Origin of the sequence: Micromonospora sp. CPCC 205539 (assembly GCF_036906815.1) — a bacterium.
Classification (GTDB): Bacteria; Actinomycetota; Actinomycetes; order Mycobacteriales; family Micromonosporaceae; genus Micromonospora.
The window spans coordinates 1-22,894 of sequence record NZ_JBAKHW010000046.1 but is presented as its reverse complement, the minus strand read 5'-3'; the positions used below and the strand labels follow the sequence as shown (position 1 = coordinate 22,894).

Annotated in this window: 23 protein-coding genes and 1 pseudogene; 1 reads left to right on the top strand and 23 read right to left on the bottom strand. The window is 71.9% G+C overall.

Annotation, left to right across the window (positions count from 1 at the left end; all coding sequences use genetic code 11):
• Window positions 1-3: 3 nt before the first annotated feature.
• The 13 genes from metK to pyrR all read right to left on the bottom strand — a co-directional run bounded on the left by metK (window position 4) and on the right by pyrR (window position 14,608).
• Window positions 4-1,197, bottom strand: coding sequence for a methionine adenosyltransferase (metK, locus tag V6V47_RS28325; RefSeq protein WP_334631429.1), 1,194 nt, complete (start codon window positions 1,195-1,197; stop codon window positions 4-6).
• Window positions 1,198-1,284: 87 nt separating this feature from the next.
• Entirely contained in the window at window positions 1,285-2,496 is a 1,212-nt protein-coding gene (gene coaBC, locus V6V47_RS28320; protein WP_334631427.1) for a bifunctional phosphopantothenoylcysteine decarboxylase/phosphopantothenate--cysteine ligase CoaBC, read from the bottom strand.
• A gap of 14 nt (window positions 2,497-2,510) precedes the next feature.
• Entirely contained in the window at window positions 2,511-2,774 is a 264-nt protein-coding gene (gene rpoZ, locus V6V47_RS28315; protein ID WP_007075826.1) for a DNA-directed RNA polymerase subunit omega, read from the bottom strand.
• 64 nt (window positions 2,775-2,838) lie between these two features.
• Window positions 2,839-3,372: a guanylate kinase gene (locus V6V47_RS28310; protein WP_334631425.1), complete on the bottom strand. Its 534-nt coding sequence runs from the start codon at window positions 3,370-3,372 to the stop codon at window positions 2,839-2,841.
• Between the two features lie 25 nt (window positions 3,373-3,397).
• A complete protein-coding gene (gene mihF, locus V6V47_RS28305; RefSeq protein WP_007458370.1) occupies window positions 3,398-3,715 on the bottom strand; it encodes an integration host factor, actinobacterial type in 318 nt (105 codons plus the stop codon).
• A 178-nt stretch (window positions 3,716-3,893) separates the two neighbouring features.
• A complete protein-coding gene (gene pyrF, locus V6V47_RS28300) occupies window positions 3,894-4,730 on the bottom strand; it encodes an orotidine-5'-phosphate decarboxylase (protein WP_334631424.1) in 837 nt (278 codons plus the stop codon).
• A 70-nt stretch (window positions 4,731-4,800) separates the two neighbouring features.
• Window positions 4,801-6,075: an adenosylmethionine--8-amino-7-oxononanoate transaminase gene (locus V6V47_RS28295; RefSeq protein ID WP_334631422.1), complete on the bottom strand. Its 1,275-nt coding sequence runs from the start codon at window positions 6,073-6,075 to the stop codon at window positions 4,801-4,803.
• Between the two features lie 208 nt (window positions 6,076-6,283).
• Window positions 6,284-7,324, bottom strand: coding sequence for a quinone-dependent dihydroorotate dehydrogenase (locus V6V47_RS28290; RefSeq protein ID WP_334631438.1), 1,041 nt, complete (start codon window positions 7,322-7,324; stop codon window positions 6,284-6,286).
• A 2-nt stretch (window positions 7,325-7,326) separates the two neighbouring features.
• On the bottom strand, window positions 7,327-10,674 hold the full coding sequence (carB, locus tag V6V47_RS28285) for a carbamoyl-phosphate synthase large subunit (protein WP_334631421.1): 3,348 nt from the start codon (window positions 10,672-10,674) through the stop codon (window positions 7,327-7,329).
• Entirely contained in the window at window positions 10,667-11,830 is a 1,164-nt protein-coding gene (carA, locus tag V6V47_RS28280) for a glutamine-hydrolyzing carbamoyl-phosphate synthase small subunit (RefSeq protein ID WP_334631420.1), read from the bottom strand. Before carA ends, carB begins: the two co-directional genes overlap by 8 nt.
• Window positions 11,827-13,104, bottom strand: a complete 1,278-nt coding sequence (locus tag V6V47_RS28275) for a dihydroorotase (RefSeq protein WP_334631419.1) — start codon at window positions 13,102-13,104, stop codon at window positions 11,827-11,829. Before V6V47_RS28275 ends, carA begins: the two co-directional genes overlap by 4 nt.
• Window positions 13,101-14,027 (bottom strand): aspartate carbamoyltransferase catalytic subunit, encoded by a 927-nt coding sequence (locus V6V47_RS28270; protein ID WP_334631418.1) that lies wholly within the window; start codon window positions 14,025-14,027, stop codon window positions 13,101-13,103. Before V6V47_RS28270 ends, V6V47_RS28275 begins: the two co-directional genes overlap by 4 nt.
• A complete protein-coding gene (gene pyrR, locus V6V47_RS28265; RefSeq protein ID WP_334631417.1) occupies window positions 14,024-14,608 on the bottom strand; it encodes a bifunctional pyr operon transcriptional regulator/uracil phosphoribosyltransferase PyrR in 585 nt (194 codons plus the stop codon). The genes V6V47_RS28270 and pyrR overlap by 4 nt, the downstream gene beginning before the upstream one ends.
• Before the next feature lie 288 nt (window positions 14,609-14,896).
• On the opposite strand from pyrR, the gene bldD reads away from it, so the two are divergent.
• Window positions 14,897-15,385 (top strand): transcriptional regulator BldD, encoded by a 489-nt coding sequence (gene bldD, locus V6V47_RS28260; protein WP_007458348.1) that lies wholly within the window; start codon window positions 14,897-14,899, stop codon window positions 15,383-15,385.
• A 73-nt stretch (window positions 15,386-15,458) separates the two neighbouring features.
• Here bldD and nusB read toward each other — a convergent pair whose 3' ends face one another.
• The 10 genes and pseudogenes from nusB to V6V47_RS28210 form a co-directional block, all read right to left on the bottom strand.
• Window positions 15,459-15,869 (bottom strand): transcription antitermination factor NusB, encoded by a 411-nt coding sequence (gene nusB / locus V6V47_RS28255; RefSeq protein ID WP_334631436.1) that lies wholly within the window; start codon window positions 15,867-15,869, stop codon window positions 15,459-15,461.
• 23 nt (window positions 15,870-15,892) lie between these two features.
• Window positions 15,893-16,450, bottom strand: coding sequence for an elongation factor P (gene efp / locus V6V47_RS28250; RefSeq protein ID WP_109815809.1), 558 nt, complete (start codon window positions 16,448-16,450; stop codon window positions 15,893-15,895).
• A 369-nt stretch (window positions 16,451-16,819) separates the two neighbouring features.
• Window positions 16,820-17,260 carry a type II 3-dehydroquinate dehydratase gene (aroQ, locus tag V6V47_RS28245; RefSeq protein WP_334631416.1) on the bottom strand — a complete coding sequence of 147 codons (441 nt, stop codon included), beginning with the start codon at window positions 17,258-17,260 and terminating at the stop codon, window positions 16,820-16,822.
• A complete protein-coding gene (aroB, locus tag V6V47_RS28240) occupies window positions 17,257-18,336 on the bottom strand; it encodes a 3-dehydroquinate synthase (protein WP_334631415.1) in 1,080 nt (359 codons plus the stop codon). The genes aroQ and aroB overlap by 4 nt, the downstream gene beginning before the upstream one ends.
• 38 nt (window positions 18,337-18,374) lie before the next feature.
• Entirely contained in the window at window positions 18,375-18,878 is a 504-nt protein-coding gene (locus tag V6V47_RS28235; protein ID WP_334631414.1) for a shikimate kinase, read from the bottom strand.
• On the bottom strand, window positions 18,878-20,056 hold the full coding sequence (aroC, locus tag V6V47_RS28230; RefSeq protein WP_334631413.1) for a chorismate synthase: 1,179 nt from the start codon (window positions 20,054-20,056) through the stop codon (window positions 18,878-18,880). Before aroC ends, V6V47_RS28235 begins: the two co-directional genes overlap by 1 nt.
• A gap of 104 nt (window positions 20,057-20,160) precedes the next feature.
• Window positions 20,161-21,090: a glycosyltransferase family 2 protein gene (locus V6V47_RS28225; protein ID WP_334631412.1), complete on the bottom strand. Its 930-nt coding sequence runs from the start codon at window positions 21,088-21,090 to the stop codon at window positions 20,161-20,163.
• Complete coding sequence (locus V6V47_RS28220) at window positions 21,087-21,725, bottom strand: glycosyltransferase (protein WP_334631411.1); 639 nt, start codon at window positions 21,723-21,725, stop codon at window positions 21,087-21,089. The genes V6V47_RS28225 and V6V47_RS28220 overlap by 4 nt, the downstream gene beginning before the upstream one ends.
• Complete coding sequence (locus V6V47_RS28215; protein ID WP_334631410.1) at window positions 21,722-22,195, bottom strand: UDP-N-acetylglucosamine--LPS N-acetylglucosamine transferase; 474 nt, start codon at window positions 22,193-22,195, stop codon at window positions 21,722-21,724. The genes V6V47_RS28220 and V6V47_RS28215 overlap by 4 nt, the downstream gene beginning before the upstream one ends.
• Window positions 22,196-22,415: 220 nt before the next feature.
• Window positions 22,416-22,894 (bottom strand): annotated as a pseudogene (locus V6V47_RS28210) (hypothetical protein); the annotation flags it as partial.

Genomic DNA, 22,894 nt, shown 5'->3' with positions numbered 1-22,894 from the left:
CGGTCAGGCTCCCGCGGCCGACTTGAGGTCGGCGGCCCGGTCGGTGCTCTCCCAGGTCAGATCCGGCAGCTCGCGGCCGAAGTGGCCGTACGCGGCGGTCTGCTGGTAGATCGGGCGGAGCAGGTTGAGGTCCCGGATGATCGCGGCCGGGCGCAGGTCGAACACCTCGGAAACGGCCTTCTCGATCGAGGCGACCGGCACGGTCTCGGTGCCGAACGTCTCGATGAACAGGCTGACCGGGTGCGCCTTGCCGATGGCGTAGGCGACCTGCGCCTCGCACCGCTCGGCCAGGCCGGCAGCGACCACGTTCTTGGCCACCCAGCGCATCGCGTACGCGGCCGACCGGTCCACCTTGGACGGGTCCTTGCCGGAGAAGGCACCGCCACCGTGCCGGGCGTACCCGCCGTAGGTGTCGACGATGATCTTGCGGCCGGTCAGGCCGGCGTCACCCATCGGGCCACCGATCTCGAACCGGCCGGTCGGGTTGACCAACAGCCGGTAGCCCTCGGTGTCGAGGCCAAGACTCTCCAGCTCCGGGGCGATGACGTGGTCCCGCACGTCGGGGGTGAGCAGCGACTCCAGCGAGATGTCCGCGGCGTGCTGGCTGGACACGACCACCGTGTTCAGCCGGACCGGGCGCAGCCCCTCGTACTCGATGGTGACCTGGGTCTTGCCGTCCGGCCGCAGGTACGGGATCGTCCCGTCCTTGCGCACCGCGGCCAGCCGGCGGGCCAGCCGGTGGGCCAGCGCGATCGGCACCGGCATCAGCTCGGGCGTCTCGGAGCAGGCGAAGCCGAACATCATGCCCTGGTCGCCGGCGCCCTGCGCGTCCAGCGCGCTCTCCGATGCGCCGGTGCGCAGCTCGAAGGCGTTGTCCACACCCTGCGCGATGTCCGGGGACTGGGCGCCGATGGAGACGCTGACGCCACAGGACGCGCCGTCGAAGCCCTTCTTCGACGAGTCGTAGCCGATGTCGAGGATGGTCCGGCGGACGATGCTCGCGATGTCGGCGTACGCCTGGGTGGTCACCTCACCCGCGATGTGCACCTGACCCGTGGTGATCAGAGTCTCCACCGCGACGCGGCTGTGCGGGTCCTCGGTGAGTAGCGCGTCGAGAATGCCATCGCTGATCTGGTCGGCGATCTTGTCCGGGTGGCCTTCCGTGACCGATTCGGACGTGAAGAGGCGGCGTGTCACGGCACTCCTAAACGTGTGGAAGTCGTTCTGCGGGAGTGTAGTCACCACTCCCGCAGGTGTCGTGGGCGGTTGCGGTCGTTCCACCCGTCAGGCACGACCACCGGACAGTCGCGCCACGACGAGATCCCAGACGGCGTCGGCCAGATCTTCCTTGGCCTGCTCGGGCAGGCGGCTGACCGTGCCGTCCGCGCCGATGACCGTCGCCGTGTTGGTGTCCGCGCCGAAGACCTTGTCCTGCCCGACCTCGTTGACCACGATCAGGTCGGCGCGCTTCCGGGCGAGTTTCGCCCGGCCGTTGGCCTCGGCGTCGCCGGTCTCGGCGGCGAACACCACCAACACCTGCTCCGGCCGGCGACGCTGGCCGAGCTCGGCCGCGATGTCCGGGTTGGTGACGAGCTCGATGGTGGGCGCGACGCCGTCGTCGGCCTTCTTGATTTTGCCAGGCGCGTACGCCGCCGGTCGGAAATCCGCCGGAGCCGCCGCCATCACCACGGCGTCGGCCTCGAGGGCGGCCTTCAGCGTCGCCTCCCGCAACTCGGCGGTGGTGCCCACCCGCACCAGGTCGACCCCGGCGGGGTCGGCGAGGGAGACGTTGGCCGCGATCAGGGTGACCCGGGCACCTCGCGCGACCGCCGCGCGGGCGAAGGCGTAGCCCTGCTTGCCGGAGGAGCGGTTACCCAGGAAGCGCACCGGATCCAGCGGCTCACGGGTGCCGCCGGCGGTGACCACCACCCGGCGGCCGGCCAGGTCGGCGGGGGCGTGCGCGCCCCGGGCCAGCGCCCGGCGGGCGACCGCGAAGATCTCCGCCGGGTCGGGCAGACGACCCTTGCCGGTGTCGACGCCGGTGAGCCGCCCGACGGCCGGCTCGATGACCCGGACCCCACGGGCGCGCAGCGTGGCGACGTTGGCCACGGTGGCCGGGTGCTCCCACATCTCGGTGTGCATGGCCGGAGCCAGCACCACGGGGCACCGCGCGGTCAGCAACGTGGTGGTCAGCAGGTCGTCGGCGAGCCCGTGCGCCGCCTTGGCGAGCAGGTCGGCGGTGGTCGGTGCGACCACCACCAGGTCGGCCTGCTGGCCGAGCCGGACGTGCGGCACCTCGTGCACGTCGGACCAGACGTCGTCGGCGACCGGCTGGCCGGAGAGCGCCGCCCAGGTCGGCGCCCCGACGAACCGGAGCGCCGACGCGGTCGGCACGACGCGGACCTGGTGACCCGATTCGGTGAAGAGCCGCAGCAGCTCACACGCCTTGTAGGCGGCGATGCCACCGCCGACCCCGAGGACGATCCCGGCGGACATCGACGGACGGGGGCTTACGGCTGGTCGGTCGGCTCGGCGGTGAGCAGGCCCGCGTTGATCTCGCGCATGGCGATGGAGAGGGGCTTCTCCTGGGGGGTGGTCTCGACGAGCGGGCCGACGTACTCCAGGAGGCCCTCACCGAGCTGGCTGTAGTAGGCGTTGACCTGGCGCGCGCGCTTGGCGGCGAAGATGACCAGCGCGTACTTCGACGTCGTCTTCTCGAGGAGCTCGTCGATCGGCGGGTTGGTGATGCCTTCGGGGTTGGCGATGGATCCCACGAATTAACCTCTGCGTCTTTCGAGCCGCGCGGACGCGGTGCTGAGTCTCAACCACGGCCGGTCGTCAGCCGCGCAGGCGCAACCAGGCCGGATCCGGATAAGAAGAACCGAGTAAGCCTACCAGCTCCTCGACCACCCGATCGGCGTGGTCGTGCGTCAGGGCGTACTCGAAGGCCGCTGCGGCGGCCGCGTCCAGCCGGCGCCCCGGCGGACTCAGCAGCACCAGCCGGGCATCGGGCAATCGTGCCCGGACCAGCAGGGCCCCGGGCACGTCGAGCGGGAGCAGCACCGGCTGCCCGGCGGCGAGCCGGGAGAGCAACGGCAGCTCCGGCGTGCCGCGGCGGTGCGGGCCCGCGCGGGACCACTCCAGCAGCTCGCCGACAGCCACCCGCCGATCGAACTCGGCGGGGGCCAGGAAGACCCGGTCGACCCCGTCGACCTCCTGCTCCCGGCGCGGCCGCGTCGTTGCCGGCACCGGGATCCACACGGACGGAGAACGCGCCCGGACAAGCTCGACGACACTCTCCCTGCCGGCACCCGAAGGTCCAGCCAGGACAGTGAGCCGAGCCGCCGGGCGCGCCTCGTCATCCGTGCTCACTGCTTGTTTCTACACGCTGCCAGGTTCAGTTGGCGGCGAACTCTCCAAGCAGTGCCTTGCGCTGCTGCTCGCCAAGGCCGCGCAGGCGACGGCTGTCGGCGATCTTGAGCTTCTCCATGATCTGGGTAGCCCGGATCTTGCCGATGCCCGGCATCGCCTGCAGGACGGCCGAGACCTTGAGCTTGCCCACGACGTCGTCGCTCTCGGCGCGCTCGAGGACGGCACCGAGGGTGGTCTTGCCCTGCTTGAGCTGCTCCTTCAGCTCGGCACGGGCCTTGCGGATCTCCGCGGCCTTCTCGAGCGCGGCAGCGCGCTGTTCGGGGGTTAGTGACGGGAGCGGCACCAGTTCTCCTCAGGTCCCTATCGCGGCGGGCGGGGCGCACCGCCGCATCTGTGAAACGTGGTGTCGCTGTGAACCAAGGGGTCCGTGGTTCCCAGCGCGGGGAAAACTAGCGGTCAGCGGAGCTTTCGGCAACGTGGACGCGCCACGATCACCGCAAAGTGACCGAGCCGTCAGTCAGTCATCGGGTGGCCAGCACGGACCGACACTCGGCCAGCACCCGGTCCGCGGCGGCCCGCAGGGAGGCGACGTCCGGTCCTGCGGACAGGACTTCCCGGGAGTACGACGGGAGTACCGTGGCGAGGCTCGGACCGAACACGGTCCGCAGATCCGCAGCGCCGGCACCCTGTGCGCCGAGGCCCGGAGCGAGCAGCGGACCCCCCACACCGGAGAGGTCGTGACCGGTGTCACCAATGGTCGCGCCGACCACCAGACCGAAGCTACCGAGCGGGTCCGCACCCTTGTTGAGCTGGGAAATCTCGTCGATCACCGTTTGCGCCACGGTGCGGCCGTCGGCCGTGCGGGCCCGCTGCACGGCGGCTCCCTCGGGGTTGGAGGTGAGCGCCAGCACGAAAACCCCGCCGCCGTGCTGGGCGGCCAGCTCGAACATCGGCGCCAGCGAACCCACCCCCAGGTAGGGACTCGCGGTGACCGCGTCGACATACAGCGGGCTGGATGGGTCGAGGTACGCGGCGGCGTACGCGCTGACCGTCGAGCCGATGTCACCGCGCTTGACGTCCAGCAGAACGAGCGAACCAGCCTCGCGTAACTGTCGGATAGTTGACTCAAGAATCGCGACGCCGCGGGAGCCGAACCGCTCGAAAAAGGCCGACTGAGGCTTCACCACCGCAACCCGGTCACCGAGGGCGTCCACCACGGTCCGAGCGAACCGCTCGAGCCCCTCGACGTCGTCGGCGAGGCCCCATGCGGCCAGCAGACCGGGATGTGGATCGATGCCCACGCAGAGCGGCCCTCGCTCGGTCACCGCCCGGTGCAGCCGGGTGCCGAAGCTCTCCATCCGGTACTTCCCCTCTCCTCGTTCGGGCGGCGGGCCCGCCCGGCGTACCTCTGCTGCTTCTGCCGACCGCTCAGCCGGCCGCCACCGCCGCCGCCACCCCGGCCGCGATGCGGGCCAGGTCGGCGTCGTCCGTGACGTACGGCGGCATGGTGTAGACCAGATCGCGGAACGGCCGCAGCCACACCCCCCGGTCGGCGGCCGCCGCGGTGGCCGCGCCGAGGTCGACCTCGTGGTCGAGCTGGACCACCCCGATCGCGCCCAGCACCCGCACGTCGGCCACGCCCGGCGTGCCGCGCAACGGCTCCAGCCCGGCTCGCAGGCCCGCGCCGACCCTGGCCACCTGCGCCGCCCAGTCTCCGGCGAGCAACAGCCCGATGGAGGCGTTGGCCACCGCACAGGCCAGCGGATTGCCCATGAAGGTGGGGCCGTGCGCCAGCACGCCGTCGGCGGAGATGCCCTGGGCCACCTGCGGAGTGCAGAGCGTCGCCGCCATGGTCAGGTAACCGCCCGTCAGGGCCTTGCCCACGCACATCACGTCCGGGGTCACGCCGGCATGCTCGGCGGCGAACAGGGTGCCGGTACGGCCGAAGCCGGTGGCGATCTCGTCGAAGATCAGCAGCACCCCGTGCGCGCGGGTCACCTCGCGCAGCGCCCGCAGGTACCCCGGATGGTGGAAACGCATCCCGCCCGCGCCCTGCACCACCGGCTCGACGATCACCGCGGCCAGTTCGTCGGCGTGCCGCTCGACCGTGTCCACCAACGCCGCCACGTACGCCTCGTCCGGCGGATCGGTGAAGCCGCCCGGCGGGACCGGGGCGAAGACCTGCCGGGGCAGCACGTCACCCCAGAGGTGGTGCATCCCGCCCTCCGGGTCACAGACGCTCATCGGGTGGAACGTGTCGCCGTGGTAGCCACCCCGCCAGGTGGCCAGCCGACGCCGTTGCGGCCGGCCGACGGCCCGCTGGTACTGCAGGCACATCTTCACGGCCACCTCGACGCTCACCGACCCGGAGTCGGCCAGGAAGACGTGCTCCAGGCCGTCCGGGGTCAGCTCGACCAGGGTCCGGGCGAGTTGCACCGCGGGCTCGTGGGTGAGACCGCCGAACATCACGTGGCTCATCCGGCCGAGCTGGTCGGTCACCGCCGCGTCGAGCGTCGGGTGGCGGTAGCCGTGGATCGCCGCCCACCAGGACGACATCCCGTCCACCAGCTCCCGCCCGTCGGCCAGGCGCAGCCGTACACCCTCGGCGCTGCGCACGACGTACGGCGGGCTGGCCGGGGGCAGCGCCGCGTACGGGTGCCACACGTGCGCCCGGTCGACAGCCAGGATCTCCTCGGGCGTCACAGGCGCTCCTTCCAAACGTCGGTGGGCACGGCGCAGGACACGGCTCCCGGCGCGGCGTGGCCGGCTCGGGATACACATCGGCCGCCTTTGCTCTGCTTCAACGGGCGCACCACCGGATGTCCGGATACCGGACGGCGGCCGTCGCGTGGGTTGAAGCAGAGCAAAGGACGGGGAAGAGCAGGTGGCGGGCCGCCGGGCAGCGGGCACGTCACCGGCCGGCGACCGGATCCGGTGCCGGGGACACGGCCGTCGCGCGGGCGGTGGCACGGACCAGGGCCGGCCCCCGGTAGATGAAGCCGGTGTAGAGCTGCACCAGGGCGGCCCCGGCGTCGAACATCCGGGCCGCGTCGTCCGGGTCGAGTACCCCGCCCACCCCGATGATCGGCAGCCGGCCGCCGGTCTCCCGCTGCACGAAGGCGACGACCTCCCGGGCCCGGCCGGTGAGCGGACGGCCGGAGAGGCCGCCGGCCTGCGCCCCACGCTCGGCGTCGACCGGAGCGAGCCCGTCACGGGCCAGCGTGGTGTTCGTGGCGATCACCCCGGCCGCGCCCCGGGCCAGGCAGACCTCCAGCAGCTCGGCGATCGCCGCCTCGGTCAGGTCCGGGGCGATCTTGACCAGCACCGGCTTCTCCCCCACCAACGCGGCGAGCAGCGCGTCCAGGTGCGCCCGGTCCTGCAACGAGCGCAGCCCCGGCGTGTTCGGTGACGAGACGTTCACCGCGAAGTAGTCGCCGTGCCCGCGCAGCGCCTGGTACGAGGCGAGGTAGTCCTCGACCGCCTCGTCGAGCGGCGTCACCTTGGACTTGCCGAGCGAGATGCCCAGCGGCACCCCGATCGGGCGCGGCAGCGCCGCCAGCCGGGCGGCCAGCGCGGCGGCGCCGGCGTTGTTGAAGCCCATCCGGTTGACCACGGCCTCACTGGTCGGCAGCCGGAACAGCCGCGGCCGGGGGTTGCCCGGCTGGGCGTGTGCGGTGACCGTGCCGACCTCGACGAAGCCGAAGCCCAGCGCCGGCCAGGCCGGCAACGCCGCGCCGTCCTTGTCCATTCCGGCGGCCAGACCGACCGGGTTGGGGAACCGCACGCCGAACACCGTGCGCGGCGCGTGGACCGCGTACCGGGCCCGCAGCGCCGCGAGCGCGGCCGGCTGCCGGGACAGCGCACCCAGCCGCCGCAGCGTCCACTCGTGCGCCGCCTCGGCGTCCCCGTCCCCCAGCCGGAACAGCCAGGGCCGTACCACCCGCTCGAACATCGTCACTGGGCGGCCCGCAGGGTGGCGTGCAGATCCTGCAGGGGGCGGACCTGCATGTCGCCACGAATCCGGGCCTCGATGCCCATCACGGCGGCGGCCGCGCCGGGGACCGTGGTGATGCAGGGGATGTCGGCGGTGACCGCCGCGCTGCGGATCTCGTAGCCGTCCGAGCGGGCGCTGGCGCCCGACCCCTGCGGCGTGTTGATCACCAGCGACACGTCGCCACCGAGGATCAGCGACACCGCGTCCTCTCCCGCGCCGGCCTGGTAGTGCTTACGGACCTGCTCACAGGCGATGCCGTGCCGCCGCAGCACCTCGGCGGTGCCGGTGGTCGCCACGATCTCGAAGCCCAGGTCGGCCAGGCGCTTGATCGGGAAGATCATGCCGCGCTTGTCCCGGTTGGCCACCGAGACGAAGATCTTCCCGGCGGTCGGCAGCGAGCCGTACGCGGCCGACTGGCTCTTGGCGAAGGCGTGCCCGAAGTTGGTGTCGATGCCCATCACCTCGCCGGTGGACTTCATCTCCGGCCCGAGCAGCGAGTCGATCCCCTTGCCGGAGCGGGTACGGAACCGCTTGAACGGCAGCACCGCCTCCTTGACCGCGATCGGCGCGTCGGCGGGCATCGTGCCGCCGTCCCCGGTCGCCGGGAGCAGACCCTCGGCGCGCAGCTCGGCGATGCTCGCGCCGAGAGCGATCCGGGCCGCCGCCTTGGCCAGCGGCACCGCGGTCGCCTTGGAGACGAACGGCACGGTCCGCGACGCCCGCGGGTTGGCCTCCAGGACGTAGAGCACGTCGTCCTTGAGCGCGTACTGCACGTTGAGCAGACCACGGACGCCGACGCCCCGTGCGATCGCCTCGGTGTAACGGCGGACCTCGGCCAGGTGCGAGCCGGCGAGCGTGATCGGCGGCAGCGCGCAGGACGAGTCGCCGGAGTGGATGCCGGCCTCCTCGATGTGCTCCATCACGCCGCCGAGGTAGACCTCTCCGTCGGCGTCGCACAGCGCGTCCACGTCGATCTCGATGGCGTCGTCCAGGAAACGGTCCACCAGCACCGGGTGGTCCGGGGAGATGTCGGTGGCCCGGCCGATGTAGTCGCGCAGCGTCGGGTCGTCGTAGACGATCTCCATGCCCCGCCCGCCCAGCACGTACGACGGCCGCACCAGCACCGGATAGCCGATTTCGTCGGCGATCGTCTTGGCCTCGTCGTAGGAGGTGGCCATGCCGTGCGCCGGCGCCCGCAGCCCGGCCCGGGCCAGCACCGCGCCGAACGCGCCGCGCTCCTCGGCCAGGTGGATCGACTCCGGAGAGGTGCCGACCACCGGTACCCCGGCGTTCTTGAGGCGCTGCGCCAGGCCCAGCGGGGTCTGCCCGCCGAGCTGCACGACCACTCCGACCACGCCCGGCCCGCCGGCCGCCCGGCCGGAGGACTCCTCGGCGTGCCAGACCTCGAGCACGTCCTCGAAGGTCAGCGGCTCGAAGTAGAGCCGGTCGGCGGTGTCGTAGTCGGTGGAGACCGTCTCCGGATTACAGTTGATCATGACGGTCTCGTACCCGGCCGCCCGCAACGCCTGCACCGCGTGCACGCACGAGTAGTCGAACTCGATGCCCTGCCCGATCCGGTTCGGGCCGGAGCCCAGGATCAGCACCTTCGGCCGGTCCGACGGCACGACCTCGGTCTCGAAGTCGTACGTCGAGTAGTGGTACGGCGTGGTCGCCTCGAACTCGGCCGCGCAGGTGTCCACGGTCTTGTAGACCGGGCGTACGTCCAGTCGGTGCCGCAGCGTCCGTACGCCGTCCTCGGCGGCCAGCTCCGGACGCAGCGCGGCGAGCTGCCGGTCGGACAGACCCGCCCGCTTGGCGTGCCGCAGCAGGTCGCCGTCGAGCACCGGGGCGTCCACGATCTCCGCGCGCAGCTCGATCAGTGCGGCGATCTGGTCCAGGAACCACGGGTCGATCCCACCGGAGGCCGCGGCGACCTCGGCGATCGACGCGCCGAGGCGCAGCGCCCGCTCGACCGTGTACAGCCGGCCGTCGTGCGGGATCCGCAGCGCGGCGAGCGTGTTCTCCACGGTCGCGTCGTGCGGATCCGGCACCGTCCAGAAGCCGGCCTCTTTGGTCTCCATCGAGCGCATCGCCTTGTTCAGCGCCTCGGTGAAGTTCCGACCGAGGCTCATCGCCTCGCCCACCGATTTCATCGTGGTGGTCAGCTCCGGGTCCGCGCCGGGGAACTTCTCGAACGCGAACCGGGGGATCTTCACCACCACGTAGTCCAGAGCCGGCTCGAACGCAGCCGGCGTCTGCAACGTGATGTCGTTGGGGATCTCGTCGAGGGTGTAGCCGATGGCCAGCTTGGCGGCGATCTTCGCGATCGGAAAGCCCGTCGCCTTGGACGCCAACGCCGACGAGCGGGAGACCCGCGGGTTCATCTCGATCACCACGATGCGACCGTCGGCCGGGTTGACGGCGAACTGGATGTTGCAGCCGCCGGTGTCCACCCCAACCTCGCGCAGCACCGCGATGCCCAGGTCACGCAGGTTCTGGTACTCCCGGTCGGTAAGCGTCATGGCCGGGGCCACGGTGACGCTGTCGCCGGTGTGCACGCCCATCGGATCGACGTTCTCGATCGAGCAGACCACCACGACGTTGTCGTGCCGGTCGCGCATCAGCTCGAGCTCGTACTCCTTCCAACCGAGCACGCTCTCCTCGATGAGCACCTCGTGCACCGGGCTGGCGGCGAGGCCGTCACCGGCGATGCGGGCCAGGTCCTCCGGGGTGTGCGCCATGCCGGAGCCGAGCCCACCCATGGTGAACGACGGCCGGATGACCACCGGCAGACCCAGCTCGACGACCGTCGCCTCGACCTCCTCCATCGAGTGGCAGACCCGCGAGCGAGGCACCAGCCCGGCCGGGTCCTCGATGCCGAGGCGGACGCCGGCCTTGGCCACGACCTCCTTGAACAGCTGGCGATCCTCGCCCCGGTTGATCGCCTCGATGTTCGCGCCGATCAACTCCACGCCGTACTTCTCCAGGACGCCGGCGGAGTGCAGGGCGACCGCCGTGTTCAGCGCGGTCTGCCCGCCGAGGGTCGCCAGGATCGCGTCCGGGCGCTCCTTGGCGATGACCAGCTCGACGAACTCCGGCGTGATCGGCTCGACGTAGGTCGCGTCGGCGAACTCCGGATCGGTCATGATCGTGGCGGGGTTGGAGTTGACCAGGCTGACCCGGATCCCCTCGCTGCGCAGCACCCGGCACGCCTGCGTGCCGGAGTAGTCGAACTCGCAGGCCTGCCCGATGACGATCGGCCCGGAGCCGATCACCAGGATGTGCTTGAGATCGGTCCGCTTAGGCATTGCTGCGCCCCTTGCTGTGGGTCCGGCCCTCGATGAGATCGGCGAATCGGTCGAACAGGTAGTCCGCGTCGTGCGGGCCGGCCGCCGCCTCCGGGTGGTACTGGACGGTGAAGGCGGGCACGTCCCTCGCCCGCAGCCCCTCGACCACGTTGTCATTGAGGCAGACGTGCGACACCTGGACACCGCCGAACTCGGTCTCGATCACCTGGTCGGGCACCACCGCACCGTTCTCCGAGCCAGGGATCTGAACAGCGAAGCCATGGTTGTGGCTGGTCACCTCCACCTTGCCGGTGGCCCGGTCGAGCACCGGCTGGTTGATCCCCCGGTGGCCGTAGCCCAGCTTGTACGTGCCGAAGCCGAGCGCCCGGCCGAGGATCTGGCTGCCGAAGCAGATGCCGAACAGCGGCACCCGCCGCTGCAGCGCCTCACGGGCCAGCGCCACCGGACCGTCGGCGGTGGCCGGATCGCCGGGGCCGGGCGAGAGGAAGATCGCGTCGGCGCCGGTGGCCAGCAGCTCGTCGATGCTCGAGGAGGCCGGGAGCACGTGCGTGGTCACCCCGCGCGCGGCGAGCCGGCGCGGCACGTTGCGCTTGATGCCCAGGTCCAGAGCGGCCACGGTGAACCGGTGCTCGCCAATCGCCGGGACGACGTACGGCTCGGCGGTGGTCACCTCGGCGGAGAGGTCCGCGCCGGCCATCTGCGGTGCCTGACGGACCCGGGCCAACAGGCCGCGCGGGTCGTCGTCGACGCTGGAGATGCCCACCCGCATGGCGCCACGGTCACGCAGGTGCCGGGTCAACGCCCGGGTGTCGACCCCACTGATGCCGACCACGCCCTCGGTGGCCAGCCGGTCCTCGAGGCTGCCGGTGGCCCGCCAGTTCGAGCCGATCCGGGCCGGGTCGCGCACCACGTACCCGGCCACCCAGATCCGGCCGGACTCGTCGTCCTCGCCGTTGACGCCGGTGTTGCCGATGTGCGGCGCGGTCTGCACCACCACCTGCCGGTGGTAGGAGGGGTCGGTCAGCGTCTCCTGGTAACCGGTCATGCCGGTGTTGAAGACCGCCTCGCCGAAGGTCTCCCCGACACTGCCGTACGCCTCTCCGGGGAACGTGCGCCCGTCCTCGAGTACGAGGATCGCGGAACGTCTGCGGGTCACTTGACTGCCTTTCCGTCCAGAACCGTCGGCTCGCCACGCAGGAAGGTCGCCACGATGCGACCCGGCAGCGTCATGCGGGCATACGGGGTGTTGCGACTGCGACTGGCCAGCTCCGCCGGCTCGATGGTGCGGCGGGCGGCCGGGTCGACCAAGGTCAGGTTGGCCGGCACACCGGGCGCCGGGTCGACACCGTGCCCGGTCAGCCCGGCGATCCGGGCCGGGGTACGCGACATCCGCTCGGCGATCAGGTCCCACTCGGGGCCGAGCACGTCGAGCGCGATGGAGAGCGCCGTCTCCAGGCCGAGCATCCCCGGCCGGGCGTACGCCCACTCGCACTCCTTGTCCTCCACGGCGTGCGGGGCGTGGTCGGTGGCGATCACGTCGACCACCCCGTCGGCGAGCGCGGCACGCAGCGCGGCGATGTCCGCGGCGGTCCGCAGCGGCGGGTTGACCTTGAAGACCGGGTCGTAGGTCTCCGCCCGCTCGTCGGTGAGGAGCAGGTGGTGCGGGGTGACCTCGGCGGTGACCCGGACCCCGCGTGCCTTGGCCTGGCGCAGCACCTCGACGCTGCCGGCGGTGGAGACGTGGCAGACGTGCAGTCGGCTGCCCACGTGCTCGGCGAGCAGCACGTCCCGAGCGATGATCGCCTCCTCGGCGACCGCGGGCCAGCCGATCAGCCCGAGCCGGGTGGAGACCTCGCCCTCGTGCATCTGGGCGCCCTCGGTGAGCCGGGGCTCCTCGGCGTGCTGGGCGATGATCCCGTCGAACGCCTTGACGTACTCCAGGGCCCGGCGCATCAGCAACGGGTCGGCGACGCAGTGCCCGTCGTCGGAGAAGATCCGCACCCGTGCCGCGGAGTCGGCCATCGCGCCGAGCTCGGCCAGGCGCTCGCCGGCCAGGCCGACGGTGACCGCGCCGATCGGCTGCACGTCGACCAGCCCGGCCTCCCGGCCGAGCCGCCAGACCTGCTCCACCACGCCGGCGGTGTCGGCGACCGGGGAGGTGTTGGCCATCGCGCAGACCGCGGTGTAGCCGCCCAGCGCCGCCGCGCGGGAGCCGGACTCGACGGTCTCGGCGTCCTCCCGGCCGGGCTCGCGCAGGTGGGTGTGCAGGTCGACGAGGCCGGGCAGGGCGACCAGCCCGGAGCCGTCGACCACTCCTGCCTCCGGCGCGGACAGCCCCGGGCCGACCTCGGCCACGACGCCGTCGCGGATTAGCACGTCGGTCGGCGCGGAGCCGACGACGCTCACGTTGGTGATCAGGTACGCGGTCACCGGTTGTTCCCTCCGAGCAGCAGGTAGAGGACGGCCATCCGCACGGAGACCCCGTTGGCGACCTGTTCGACGATGGTGGAGCGGGGTGAGTCGGCCACCTCGGGAGTGATCTCCATCCCCCGGTTCATCGGGCCGGGGTGCATGACGATGGCGTGCTCGGGCAGCCGGCGCATCCGGGGCCCGTCCAGGCCGTAACGGCGGGCGTACTCACGGGCGGAGGGGAAGTAGGAGTCGTTCATCCGCTCCCGCTGCACCCGCAGCATCATCACCACGTCGGCGGTGGGCAGCACCGAGTCGAGGTCGTACGAGACGGCGGTGCCGGGCGCCAGCGCGCCCTCGATGTCGACGGGGATGAGCGTGGGCGGGCCGACCAGGGTGACCTTGGCGCCCAGCGTGGAGAGCAGCAGCACGTTCGAGCGGGCCACCCGGGAGTGCAGCACGTCCCCGACCACCGCGACCGACAGGCCGGCCAGCCGGCCCAGCCGGGAGCGCATGGTGTACGCGTCGAGCAGCGCCTGGGTCGGGTGCTCGTGGGTGCCGTCGCCGGCGTTGACCACCGACCCGTCCACCCAGTTCGCCAGTCGGTGCGGTGCGCCGGAGGCGGGGTGCCGGACGACCACCGCGTCGGCGCCCATGGCCTGGAGGGTCAGCGCGGTGTCCTTCAGGCTCTCGCCCTTGGTGACGCTGGACCCCTTGGCGGAGAAGTTGATGACGTCGGCGCTGAGTCGCTTCGCCGCCGCCTCGAACGAGATCCGGGTACGGGTGGAGTCCTCGTAGAAGAGGTTCACCACGGTGCGGCCGCGCAGCGCGGGCAGCTTCTTGATCTCCCGGCCGGCGACCGTGGCCATCTCGGCGGCGGTGTCCAGGATCTCGGTGGCGGTGTCGGCGTCGAGGTCCCCGCCGGAGAGCAGATGCTTGATCATGAGGCGGTTCCCCCGTACAGCTTGACCTCGTCCGTTCCGTCGGTCTCGGCGAGCGTCACCTTCACGCTCTCGGCGAGCGAGGTCGGGATGTTCTTGCCGACGTAGTCGGCTCGGATCGGCAGTTCCCGGTGGCCGCGGTCGACCAGGACGGCGAGTTGCACGGACGCCGGGCGACCCACGTCGTTGAGCGCGTCGAGCGCGGCCCGGACGGTGCGGCCGGAGAAGAGCACGTCGTCGACGAGGATGACCCGCTTGCCGTCGATGCCGCCGGGGGGCAGTTCGGTCGGGCCGACCGCACGGGTGGCGTGCCGGCGCAGGTCGTCACGGTAGAGGGTGATGTCGAGCACACCGACCGGAACGGCGACATCCTCGAAGGTGCTGATGCGCGCGGCGAGCCGCCGTGCGAGGGGGGTGCCGCGGGTGGGAATCCCGAGAAGCACCGTGTCGGCGGCGCCCTGGGTCTTCTCCAGGATCTGGTGTGCGATGCGATCGACCACGCGTTGTACGTCGGCGCTGGCGAGGATCACCTTCACCGAGTGTTGTCGCGGTGGTGACGAGCGGGCAGCCGGTGGGTATGCCACGGCGGACCTCCTTCCCCGCCTCACGGGACGGGTCGTTAAAGGATGTCGGGCACCTCCGGCCGGACCGCTGGACGGTCCACGCCGGGGCTTCACGCCACGTTACCAGTGGTCACCGGGCCGATTGCCGCCGCCCACTGACCACCGGGTCAGGCCGGCGAAATGGGGATAACTCCCCCGGTGCTCCCCAACGGTACGGTCACGACCACTTGACCACGTGTCCCATTCCCCGTACCGTCACGCTCCGTAGCGATCGACGGGAGAACCCCGAGCAGCACTGGGAGTGTCCGAATGCCCTCTGAATACGCCAAGTCCTTGGGCGCCCGCCTGCGCTCCATCCGCCAGCAGCAGGGCCTCTCCCTGCAGGGTGTGGAGGAGAAGTCGAACGGGCGGTGGAAGGCCGTGGTGGTTGGCTCGTACGAGCGCGGCGACCGGGCCGTGACGGTGTCCCGCCTGGCCGAGCTGGCCGAGTTCTACCGTGTTCCCGTCTCGGAGCTGCTGCCTGACGGCAGTGGTGTCCGGCACGAGCCCACCAGCAAGATCGTCCTGGACCTGGAGCGGCTCTACGACGAGGCCTCCGAGGACCTGGCCTACGTCGCCCGCTACGCCCGCGCGATCCAGCAGCAGCGCGGTGACTACAACGGCCGGGTGCTCTCGATCCGCGCCGACGACCTGCGGGCGCTCGCGATCGTCTACGACGCCTCGCCGTCGGGTCTGATCGAGCGGCTCACCGAGCACGGTGTGCTGGTCGCCGACCCGCGGGCGTTCTTCGCCTCCTGAGCCGTCGATCCACCCGAAAGGGCCCGTGCCGTCCGGCACGGGCCCTTTTCGTTGATCGGCGGACGCGCTGCGCTCAGCGGGTGGCGTACTCGGCGATCCGCCCGAGCACCCCGTTGAGGAAGCGCGGCGAGTCATCGGTCGACATCTGCCGGGCCAGCTCCACGGCCTCGCTGATCGCCACCGCGTCGTCGATGTCCTCGGCGTAGAGCAGCTCGTAGACCGCGACGCGGGCGAGGTTGCGGTCGACGACCGGCATCCGCTCCAGCGTCCAGCCCTCGGCGTAGCTGGCGATCAACTCGTCGATCCGGTCCAGGTGCTCGGCGACCCCCTCGACCAGACTCACCGTGTAACCCAGGTGCTCCGGTCGGGGCTTCTCGATCCGCTCCAGGTAGCCGGCCAGCACCTCGACCGGCGGGCGGTCGCGCAGGTCGGCCTCGTACAGGACGTCCAGTGCCCGCTTACGCGCCTTGCGGCGCGCGGGCATCTGCTGTTTGGGGCCCTCAGCCATCAGGAGCGGCCGAGGTAACGGCCGTCGCGGGTGTCGACCTTGATCTTCTCGCCGGTGGTGATGAACAGCGGCACCTGGACGGTGGCGCCGGTCTCGACGGTGGCCGGCTTGTTGCCGCCGGTCGACCGGTCGCCCTGCAGGCCCGGCTCGGTGTAGGTAACCTCCAGCACGACACTGGTGGGCAGCTCGATGTAGAGCGGCACAGCCTCGTGGGTGGCGACGGTCGCCTCGGCCTCGGGCAGCAGGTAGTTGGCTGCCTCACCGACGGTGCCGCCGGGAACGGTGATCTGGTCGAAGGTCTCCAGATCCATGAAGACGAAGTCCTCGCCGTCGGCGTACAGGTACTGCATCGTGCGCTTGTCCACGGTCGCGGTTTCGACCTTGGTGCCCGCGTTGAAGGTCTTGTCGACCACCTTCCCGGACAGCACGTTCTTCAGCGTGGTGCGCACGAACGCGCCACCCTTACCGGGCTTGACGTGCTGGAACTCGACGACGGCCCAGAGCTCGCCGTCCAGGTTGAGTACCAGGCCGTTTTTGAGGTCGTTGGTGGAGGCCATTTCCTGCCTTGATCATCAATTGGCGGACAGACCAGGCAAGTCTACAAGCTGCGCCGAATCGCGTTACCCGCCGTGGTTCGGCCGCCGCTCAGACGCCGGACACCCGGGGCGGGCCACCGTGACAGGCCGTCACCTTCAGGCCAGGACCGCCCACCCCGTCCGCACCCTTTGCTCTGCTTCAACGGACGCAACAGTCACGCTCCGTGCCGAACAACGGAAGGGCTCCGCTCTGGCTCGCAACCCAGGTCCGCAGGTCAGCGCCCTGTTGCGTCCGTTGAAGCAGAGCAAAGGACCTGATCCCGATCGGGTGGCCCGGCGGCCCCGGCAGGGCCGAGCGAGCAATCAGTGACGATCGGGTGACGATTACTCTCAGTGAGATTGCGGCAGGCTGGTGGCCAGATGGTGCAAAGCGAGCCGATAGCCGTCGATGCCGAGACCGCAGATCACCCCGGTGGCCACCGCGGAGACCACCGAGTGGTGCCGGAACTCCTCGCGGGCGTGGATGTTGGAGAGGTGCACCTCCAGCAACGGCCCACGCAGCATGGCGCAGGCGTCCCGGACCGCGTACGAGTAGTGCGACCAGGCGGCCGGATTGAGCACGACGGCGGCACCCTCGTCGGCGGCCTCGTACAGCCAGCCCAGCAACTCGTGCTCGGCGTCGGTCTGCCGGACCGTCACGTCGAGCCCCAACTCCTTGCCGGTGGCTTCGCAGAGCGCCACCAGGTCGGCGTAGCTCGTCGCCCCGTACACCTGCGGCTCACGGGTGCCCAGCCGGCCCAGGTTCGGCCCGTTCAACACGTACACCCTCATGCCGCCACCACCTCCCGGTAGGCGGCCGCCAGCAACGCGTCGGCCGGGCCCTCGAGCATCGCCGGACGGGCCAGCCCGTCCAGCACCACGAAGCGCAGCCGATCGCCACGGGCCTTCTTGTCCACCCGCATCGCGGGCAGCAACTGCGGCCAGGCTTCGGCCGGGTAGCTCACCGGGAGACCCAACGCGGAGAGGATCGTGCGGTGCCGGTCGGCGGTCGGCGCGTCCAGCCGGCCGGCGAGCCGGGCCAGCGTCGCGGCGTACACCAGGCCGACGGCGACCGCGTGCCCGTGCCGCCAGCGGTAGCTCTCGACCTGCTCGATGGCGTGCGCGAGGGTGTGGCCGTAGTTGAGCACCTCGCGCAGGCCCGACTCGCGCAGGTCACCGGTGACGACGTCCGCCTTGACCCGCACCGCGCGTTCGATCAGCTCCCGGGCCACCGGTCCGCGCGGGTCGGTGGCCGCCGCCGGGTCACGCTCGATCAGGTCCAGGATCGCCGGGTCGGCGATGAAGCCGCACTTGACCACCTCGGCCAGCCCGGCGGCCAGGTCGACCGTGGGCAGGCTGTCCAGGGTGGCCAGGTCGGCCAGCACACCGACGGGCGGGTGGAACGCGCCGACCAGGTTCTTGCCGGCGGAGGTGTTGATCCCGGTCTTGCCGCCGACCGCGGCGTCCACCATGCCCAGCAGCGAGGTCGCCACCGGCACCCACCGCACGCCGCGCAGCCAGCTGGCCGCGACGAAGCCGGCCAGGTCGGTCACCGCACCGCCGCCGACCCCGACGACTGCGTCGGTGCGGGTGAAACCGGCCGCACCGAGCCGATCCCAGCAGGCCGCGGCCACGTCGATGTGCTTGCCCGCCTCGGCGTCGGGCACCTCGATCGGCAGCGGCTCGACGCCGGCCGCGCGCAGCCGTTCGCCGAGCGCGTCGGCCAACGCCTTGAGTGGAGGCGCGTGCAGCACCGCCGCCCGAGTCGCCCCGGGCAGCAGCCCGGGCAGCGCGTTCAGCAGGTCACGTCCGACCAACACGTCGTACGGCCGTTCGCCGCCGACCGGGATCCGGGTCACGTCGTCCATCAGCCGGCAGCCTAGTCCAGCGAGCGGCGCGATCGGCGTCAGCGGGGCAACAGCGCGGCGATCTCGGCGACGATGTCCCCCGGGGTCCGGCCGTCGGTGGTCACCGTCGCGGTGGCCACCTCGGCGTAGAGCGGACGCCGCTGGTCCATCAGGTGCTTCAGCGTGGCGCGCGGGTTGAGCGCCAGCAGCGGCCGGCCGGCACCGAGCCCGACCCGCTTCACCGCGTCGGGCAGCTCCACGGAGAGGTGCACCACCCGGTGCCCGATCAGGGCGGCCCGGGTCTCCTCGGCCAGCACCGCGCCGCCGCCGAGGGCGAGCACCCCCGCGCTGGCCGCCAGCGCCGCGGCCACCGCGGCCCGTTCGAGGGTACGGAAGTGCGCCTCACCCTCGTCGATGAAGATCTCCGGGATGGGCTTGCCGGCCATCTTCTCGATGTCGGTGTCGGTGTCGCGGAACTCCACCTCGAGGACGGCGGCGAGCGCCTCCCCGACGGTGGTCTTGCCGCACCCCGGAGCACCGACCAGCACGACGACCGGGGCCATCAGCGGATGACCAGCGCGTCGAGGTAGCCGGCCAGGTTGCGGCGGATCTCGGCGACCGAGTCCCCGCCGAACTTCTCGGTGGCCGCCTCGGCCAGCACCAGCGCGACCATCGCCTCGGCGACCACTGCCGCGGCGGGCACCGCGCAGACGTCCGAGCGCTGGTTGATCGCGGTGGCCGGCTCGCCGGTGGTGACGTCCACCGTGGCCAGGGCCCGGTTCAGCGACGAGATCGGCTTCATCGCGGCACGAACCCGCAGCGGCTCACCGGTGGTGATGCCACCCTCGAGCCCGCCGGCCCGATCGGTGACCCGGCGGACGCCGGTGGCCGACGGGATGATCTCGTCGTGCGCCTCGGAGCCACGGGACCGGGCCTGCTGCCAGCCGTCGCCGATCTCCACACCCTTGATCGCCTGGATCGACATCAGCGCGGTGGCCAGCCGGGCGTCGAGCTTGCGGTCCCACTGCACGTGGCTGCCCAGCCCCGGCGGCACCCCGTACGCCAGCACCTCGACCACGCCCCCGAGCGTGTCGGCGGCCTTTTTCGCAGCATCGACCTCGGCGACCATCCGGGCGCTGGCCTCGGGGTCGAGGCAGCGCAGCGGGTCGGCGTCGATCCGGGCGGTGTCCTCCGGGCGCGGGCGCAACCCGGGCTTCACGGCCACCGGGCCCAGCTCGACGACGTGCGAGACGATCTCGATGCCGAGCGCCTGACGGATCAGGGCCTTGGCGACCGTGCCGACGGCAACCCGGGCGGCGGTCTCCCGCGCGCTGGCCCGCTCCAGGATCGGTCGGGCGTCCGTGTGGCCGTACTTCTGCATGCCGGCCAGGTCGGCGTGGCCCGGCCGGGGGCGGGTCAACGGTGCGTTGCGGGCCTGTTGGGCCAGCTCATCGGGGTCCACCGGGTCGGCGGCCATCACCGTGCGCCACTTGGGCCACTCGGAGTTGCCAACCCGGATCGCCACCGGGCTGCCCAGGGTGACGCCGTGCCGCAGGCCGCCGATCACCTCGACCTCGTCCTGCTCGAACGCCATCCGGGCGCCTCGGCCATAGCCCAGCCGCCGCCGGGCCAGCTCGCCAGCGATCTCGGTGGTGTTCACCTCGATGCCGGCGGGCACCCCCTCCAGCAACGCGACGAGGGCGGGACCGTGCGATTCACCTGCAGTCAACCAGCGCAACACAGCGATCAGTCTGTCACGGCGAGCCATCGGCGCCGTGCGCTGCCCACCGCGTCCCGCCCTGCGGACGCCGGCACCCGGTCGGACGACCGGGCGCCGGCGGCAACTCAGATCCCCCGGCCGCGTTTGTGCAGGGTGCGTACCACGGCGTCGGCCCGGACCACCCGGCCGGCCACCGCGAGCGCCAGGTAGGCGCGCGGCTCGCGGGGGTTGCGCCGCAGCGTGCGCCGGGCCCAGCGCAGCGCGCCCCGGCGGTCGCCGGACGCGGCCTGGGCGAACGCGATCTGCCCGGACACCCGCGCCTCCCCGGCCGGCTGGCCGGCGAACTCCGGGTAGCGCAGCAGGAGCCACTGCAACGCCTCGGAGATGGTGTCCCAGCGCTGCGCGAAGTACGAGCGCTTGTGCCAGCGGACCAGCACCGACGGGGTGCGCAGGTTGATCAGTGGCGCACCACGCGCGGCCCGCAGCAGAAACTCGTAGTCCTCGGCGTAGCTGCCCGGGATCTCCTCGTCGACCAGCCCGAACCCGCTGCGCAGCGCGGAGGCGCGGATCAGGAAGGTGGACGGGTGCAGCTCCGTGAGCCGGTCCCGCAGCAGGTCGTCCAGGGTGATCCGGTCCTTTTCGAGCACCCGGTCGACGGTGTGCCCGTCGTAGCTGACCCGGATGCCGCAGCAGACGAACTCGGCCTCCGGCGCGTCGGCCAGCGCGTCGACCTGCGCGGCCAGCTTGCCGGGCAACCACTCGTCGTCGTCGTCGCAGAACGCGACCAGCTCACCCTCGGCGGCCACCGTGCCGCTGTTGCGTGCCCCGGCCAACCCCGGCGTACGCCCGTTGCCGATGACCCGCACGACGCGGTCCGGGCCGGCCTGCTCGGCCAGCTCGGCAAGCGATCCGTCCGGCGTGGACTGGTCGAACACCACGACGACCTCGATTGTGCCCGGGTACTCCTGGGCCAGGATCGCCCGCACCGCGGCGCGCAGCAGCTCCGGGCGGTCCCGGGTGGGCACCACGACGCTGACACTCGGCTGCCGGGTCATCGGGTCTCCTTCGCACCGCGGTCGGGCCGCGCCCAGGCCCGCCATCGGGGTGGACGCCGGGTCGCCCGGTCCACCAACTCCTCCACGATCTGCCCGACCCGGTCCACCGCCGCCCGCCGCGCCTCGTGCGCGTGCGGATCGGCGGCCACCGCGTACCGGGACAGGTCGGCCAGCCCGGTGGCCAGCGCGTGGTGCAACGCCTCCCGGGTCTCACAGAGCGCCACCAGCCCGGCGGCGCCCAGCCGGCGGGCGAAGAGCTGCTGGTGGTCGTCGACGTGCTCGCCGCGCGCCGGGTCGCGGGGCACCACGATCGGCAGGTGGCCGTGCCGGCGCGCCTCCAGGATGGTCGCCGGACCGCCATGGCAGACCACCAGGTCGGCGTCGGCCATCGCCTGCTGCAGGGCGTCGTGGCCGAGGAACGGCACCCCACCCGGCACGCCCGGCGCCGGGGTGTGCCCGTGCTGAACGGTCAGCCGGACCGGGTCGGCGGCCTGCGCGTGCCACTGCGCCAGCCAGTCGACGAGTCGGTCGAAGGGATGTTTGTCGGTGCCGACGGCGACCAGCAGCCGAACCTGGGCGGTCGGCGTGGTGTCGCGTTGCCGCGGCAGGCGGGTGGTCCCGCTCTCGCCGGTCACAGCAGCGTCCCCACGACGGTCGCCTCCGGGTACTGCCGGCGCTGCTCGTCCCACTGCACGAGCATCGCGGACAGGAACGGCCGGCAGAGCCGGGCGGTCAGCGTCGGAGTGTCGATCCGGTCGTACACCTCGATGTAGACGGTCGGAATCCGGCGCAGCCGGGCCAGCACCACGAACGGCACGGCCACACCGGCGCCGGTGGTGACCACCGCGGCGACCCGTCGATCCCGCAGCACCCGCCAGGCCAGCAGCGCGTTGCGCAGCAGGTTCGGCACGTTACGGGTGGTCGGATGGTGCGCGGGCACCACGTCCTCGCCGGCCAGCAGTGACACCGCCTCCGGCGTGTCGAAGGTGACCCAGCAGCGCCGCCAGCGGTCGTACCAGGGCTTCAGAGCGAGCAGTTGGGCCAGGTGGCCGCCGCTGGAACCGACCAGCAGCAGTACGGGCGGCTCGCCATCGTCGATGTTCATGTCCGCGCGACTCCCCACAAGTTCGCTTGGAATTTCGATCCACGCCACGCAGAAGCAGATCACACGTTCCCCGGCCGCTGAAGAGCGCGACCGGGCGATCCGTCAATCTCTGGACGGGACGTTCGGGCCTGCGGGCCGACGGCGGTCCATCGACCGTCGTCACGACCTGCGTCTTCGTCGTCACTCTGCGGCGCACTCCGGGCGTCGCGATTCCTCCGGATCAGCCGCTATGTCGTTTCTCGATGACGTTCAACAGCGCGGGATGCAGCGCCGCGTTCCAACCCGCGCCGGCGTCCGCCAGTCGCCAGGTCCGCAGCCACATCTCCACCAGGTACGCGTCGGCCACCAGCCGGCGCTGCGCCGGGCCCAGGCCGAGCCGCTCACCGTGCTGGTCCAGGTGCCCGTCGACCGCCGCCGCAGCGGTTGCGGCCGGCTCCCCGCGCAGCACCAGAGCACGCTGGAAGGCGTCGTGTGCCAGGTCGAAGCCGACCGGCACGTCGGGGCCGCTGTGCTCCCAGTCCCACGCGACCAGCCGGCCGGCGTTGAGGCCCAGGTTCCACGGGACCCAGTCGCCGTGCCAGTGGCCGAACTCGATGGCGGTGTCACCGTGTCGCCGGGCCAACGCCGCGACCGCGGCGCCCGCCCGGCCGCCCGCCACGCCCCGGCCGCCCGCCACGCCCCGGCCGCCCGCCGCGCCCC

Bases quoted from the DNA above. Each gene is read 5' to 3' on its own strand.
- coaBC (WP_334631427.1), bottom strand. From the start codon at position 2,496: ATGTCCGCCGGGATCGTCCTCGGGGTCGGCGGTGGCATCGCCGCCTAC.
- pyrF (WP_334631424.1), bottom strand. From the start codon at position 4,730: ATGGAGAGCTTCGGCACCCGGCTGCACCGGGCGGTGACCGAGCGAGGG.
- V6V47_RS28290 (WP_334631438.1), bottom strand. From the start codon at position 7,324: ATGTTCGAGCGGGTGGTACGGCCCTGGCTGTTCCGGCTGGGGGACGGG.
- carB (WP_334631421.1), bottom strand. From the start codon at position 10,674: ATGCCTAAGCGGACCGATCTCAAGCACATCCTGGTGATCGGCTCCGGG.
- V6V47_RS28270 (WP_334631418.1), bottom strand. From the start codon at position 14,027: ATGATCAAGCATCTGCTCTCCGGCGGGGACCTCGACGCCGACACCGCC.
- bldD (WP_007458348.1), top strand. From the start codon at position 14,897: ATGCCCTCTGAATACGCCAAGTCCTTGGGCGCCCGCCTGCGCTCCATC.
- nusB (WP_334631436.1), bottom strand. From the start codon at position 15,869: ATGCCCGCGCGCCGCAAGGCGCGTAAGCGGGCACTGGACGTCCTGTAC.
- efp (WP_109815809.1), bottom strand. From the start codon at position 16,450: ATGGCCTCCACCAACGACCTCAAAAACGGCCTGGTACTCAACCTGGAC.
- aroQ (WP_334631416.1), bottom strand. From the start codon at position 17,260: ATGAGGGTGTACGTGTTGAACGGGCCGAACCTGGGCCGGCTGGGCACC.
- aroB (WP_334631415.1), bottom strand. From the start codon at position 18,336: ATGGACGACGTGACCCGGATCCCGGTCGGCGGCGAACGGCCGTACGAC.
- V6V47_RS28235 (WP_334631414.1), bottom strand. From the start codon at position 18,878: ATGGCCCCGGTCGTCGTGCTGGTCGGTGCTCCGGGGTGCGGCAAGACC.
- V6V47_RS28225 (WP_334631412.1), bottom strand. From the start codon at position 21,090: ATGACCCGGCAGCCGAGTGTCAGCGTCGTGGTGCCCACCCGGGACCGC.
- V6V47_RS28215 (WP_334631410.1), bottom strand. From the start codon at position 22,195: ATGAACATCGACGATGGCGAGCCGCCCGTACTGCTGCTGGTCGGTTCC.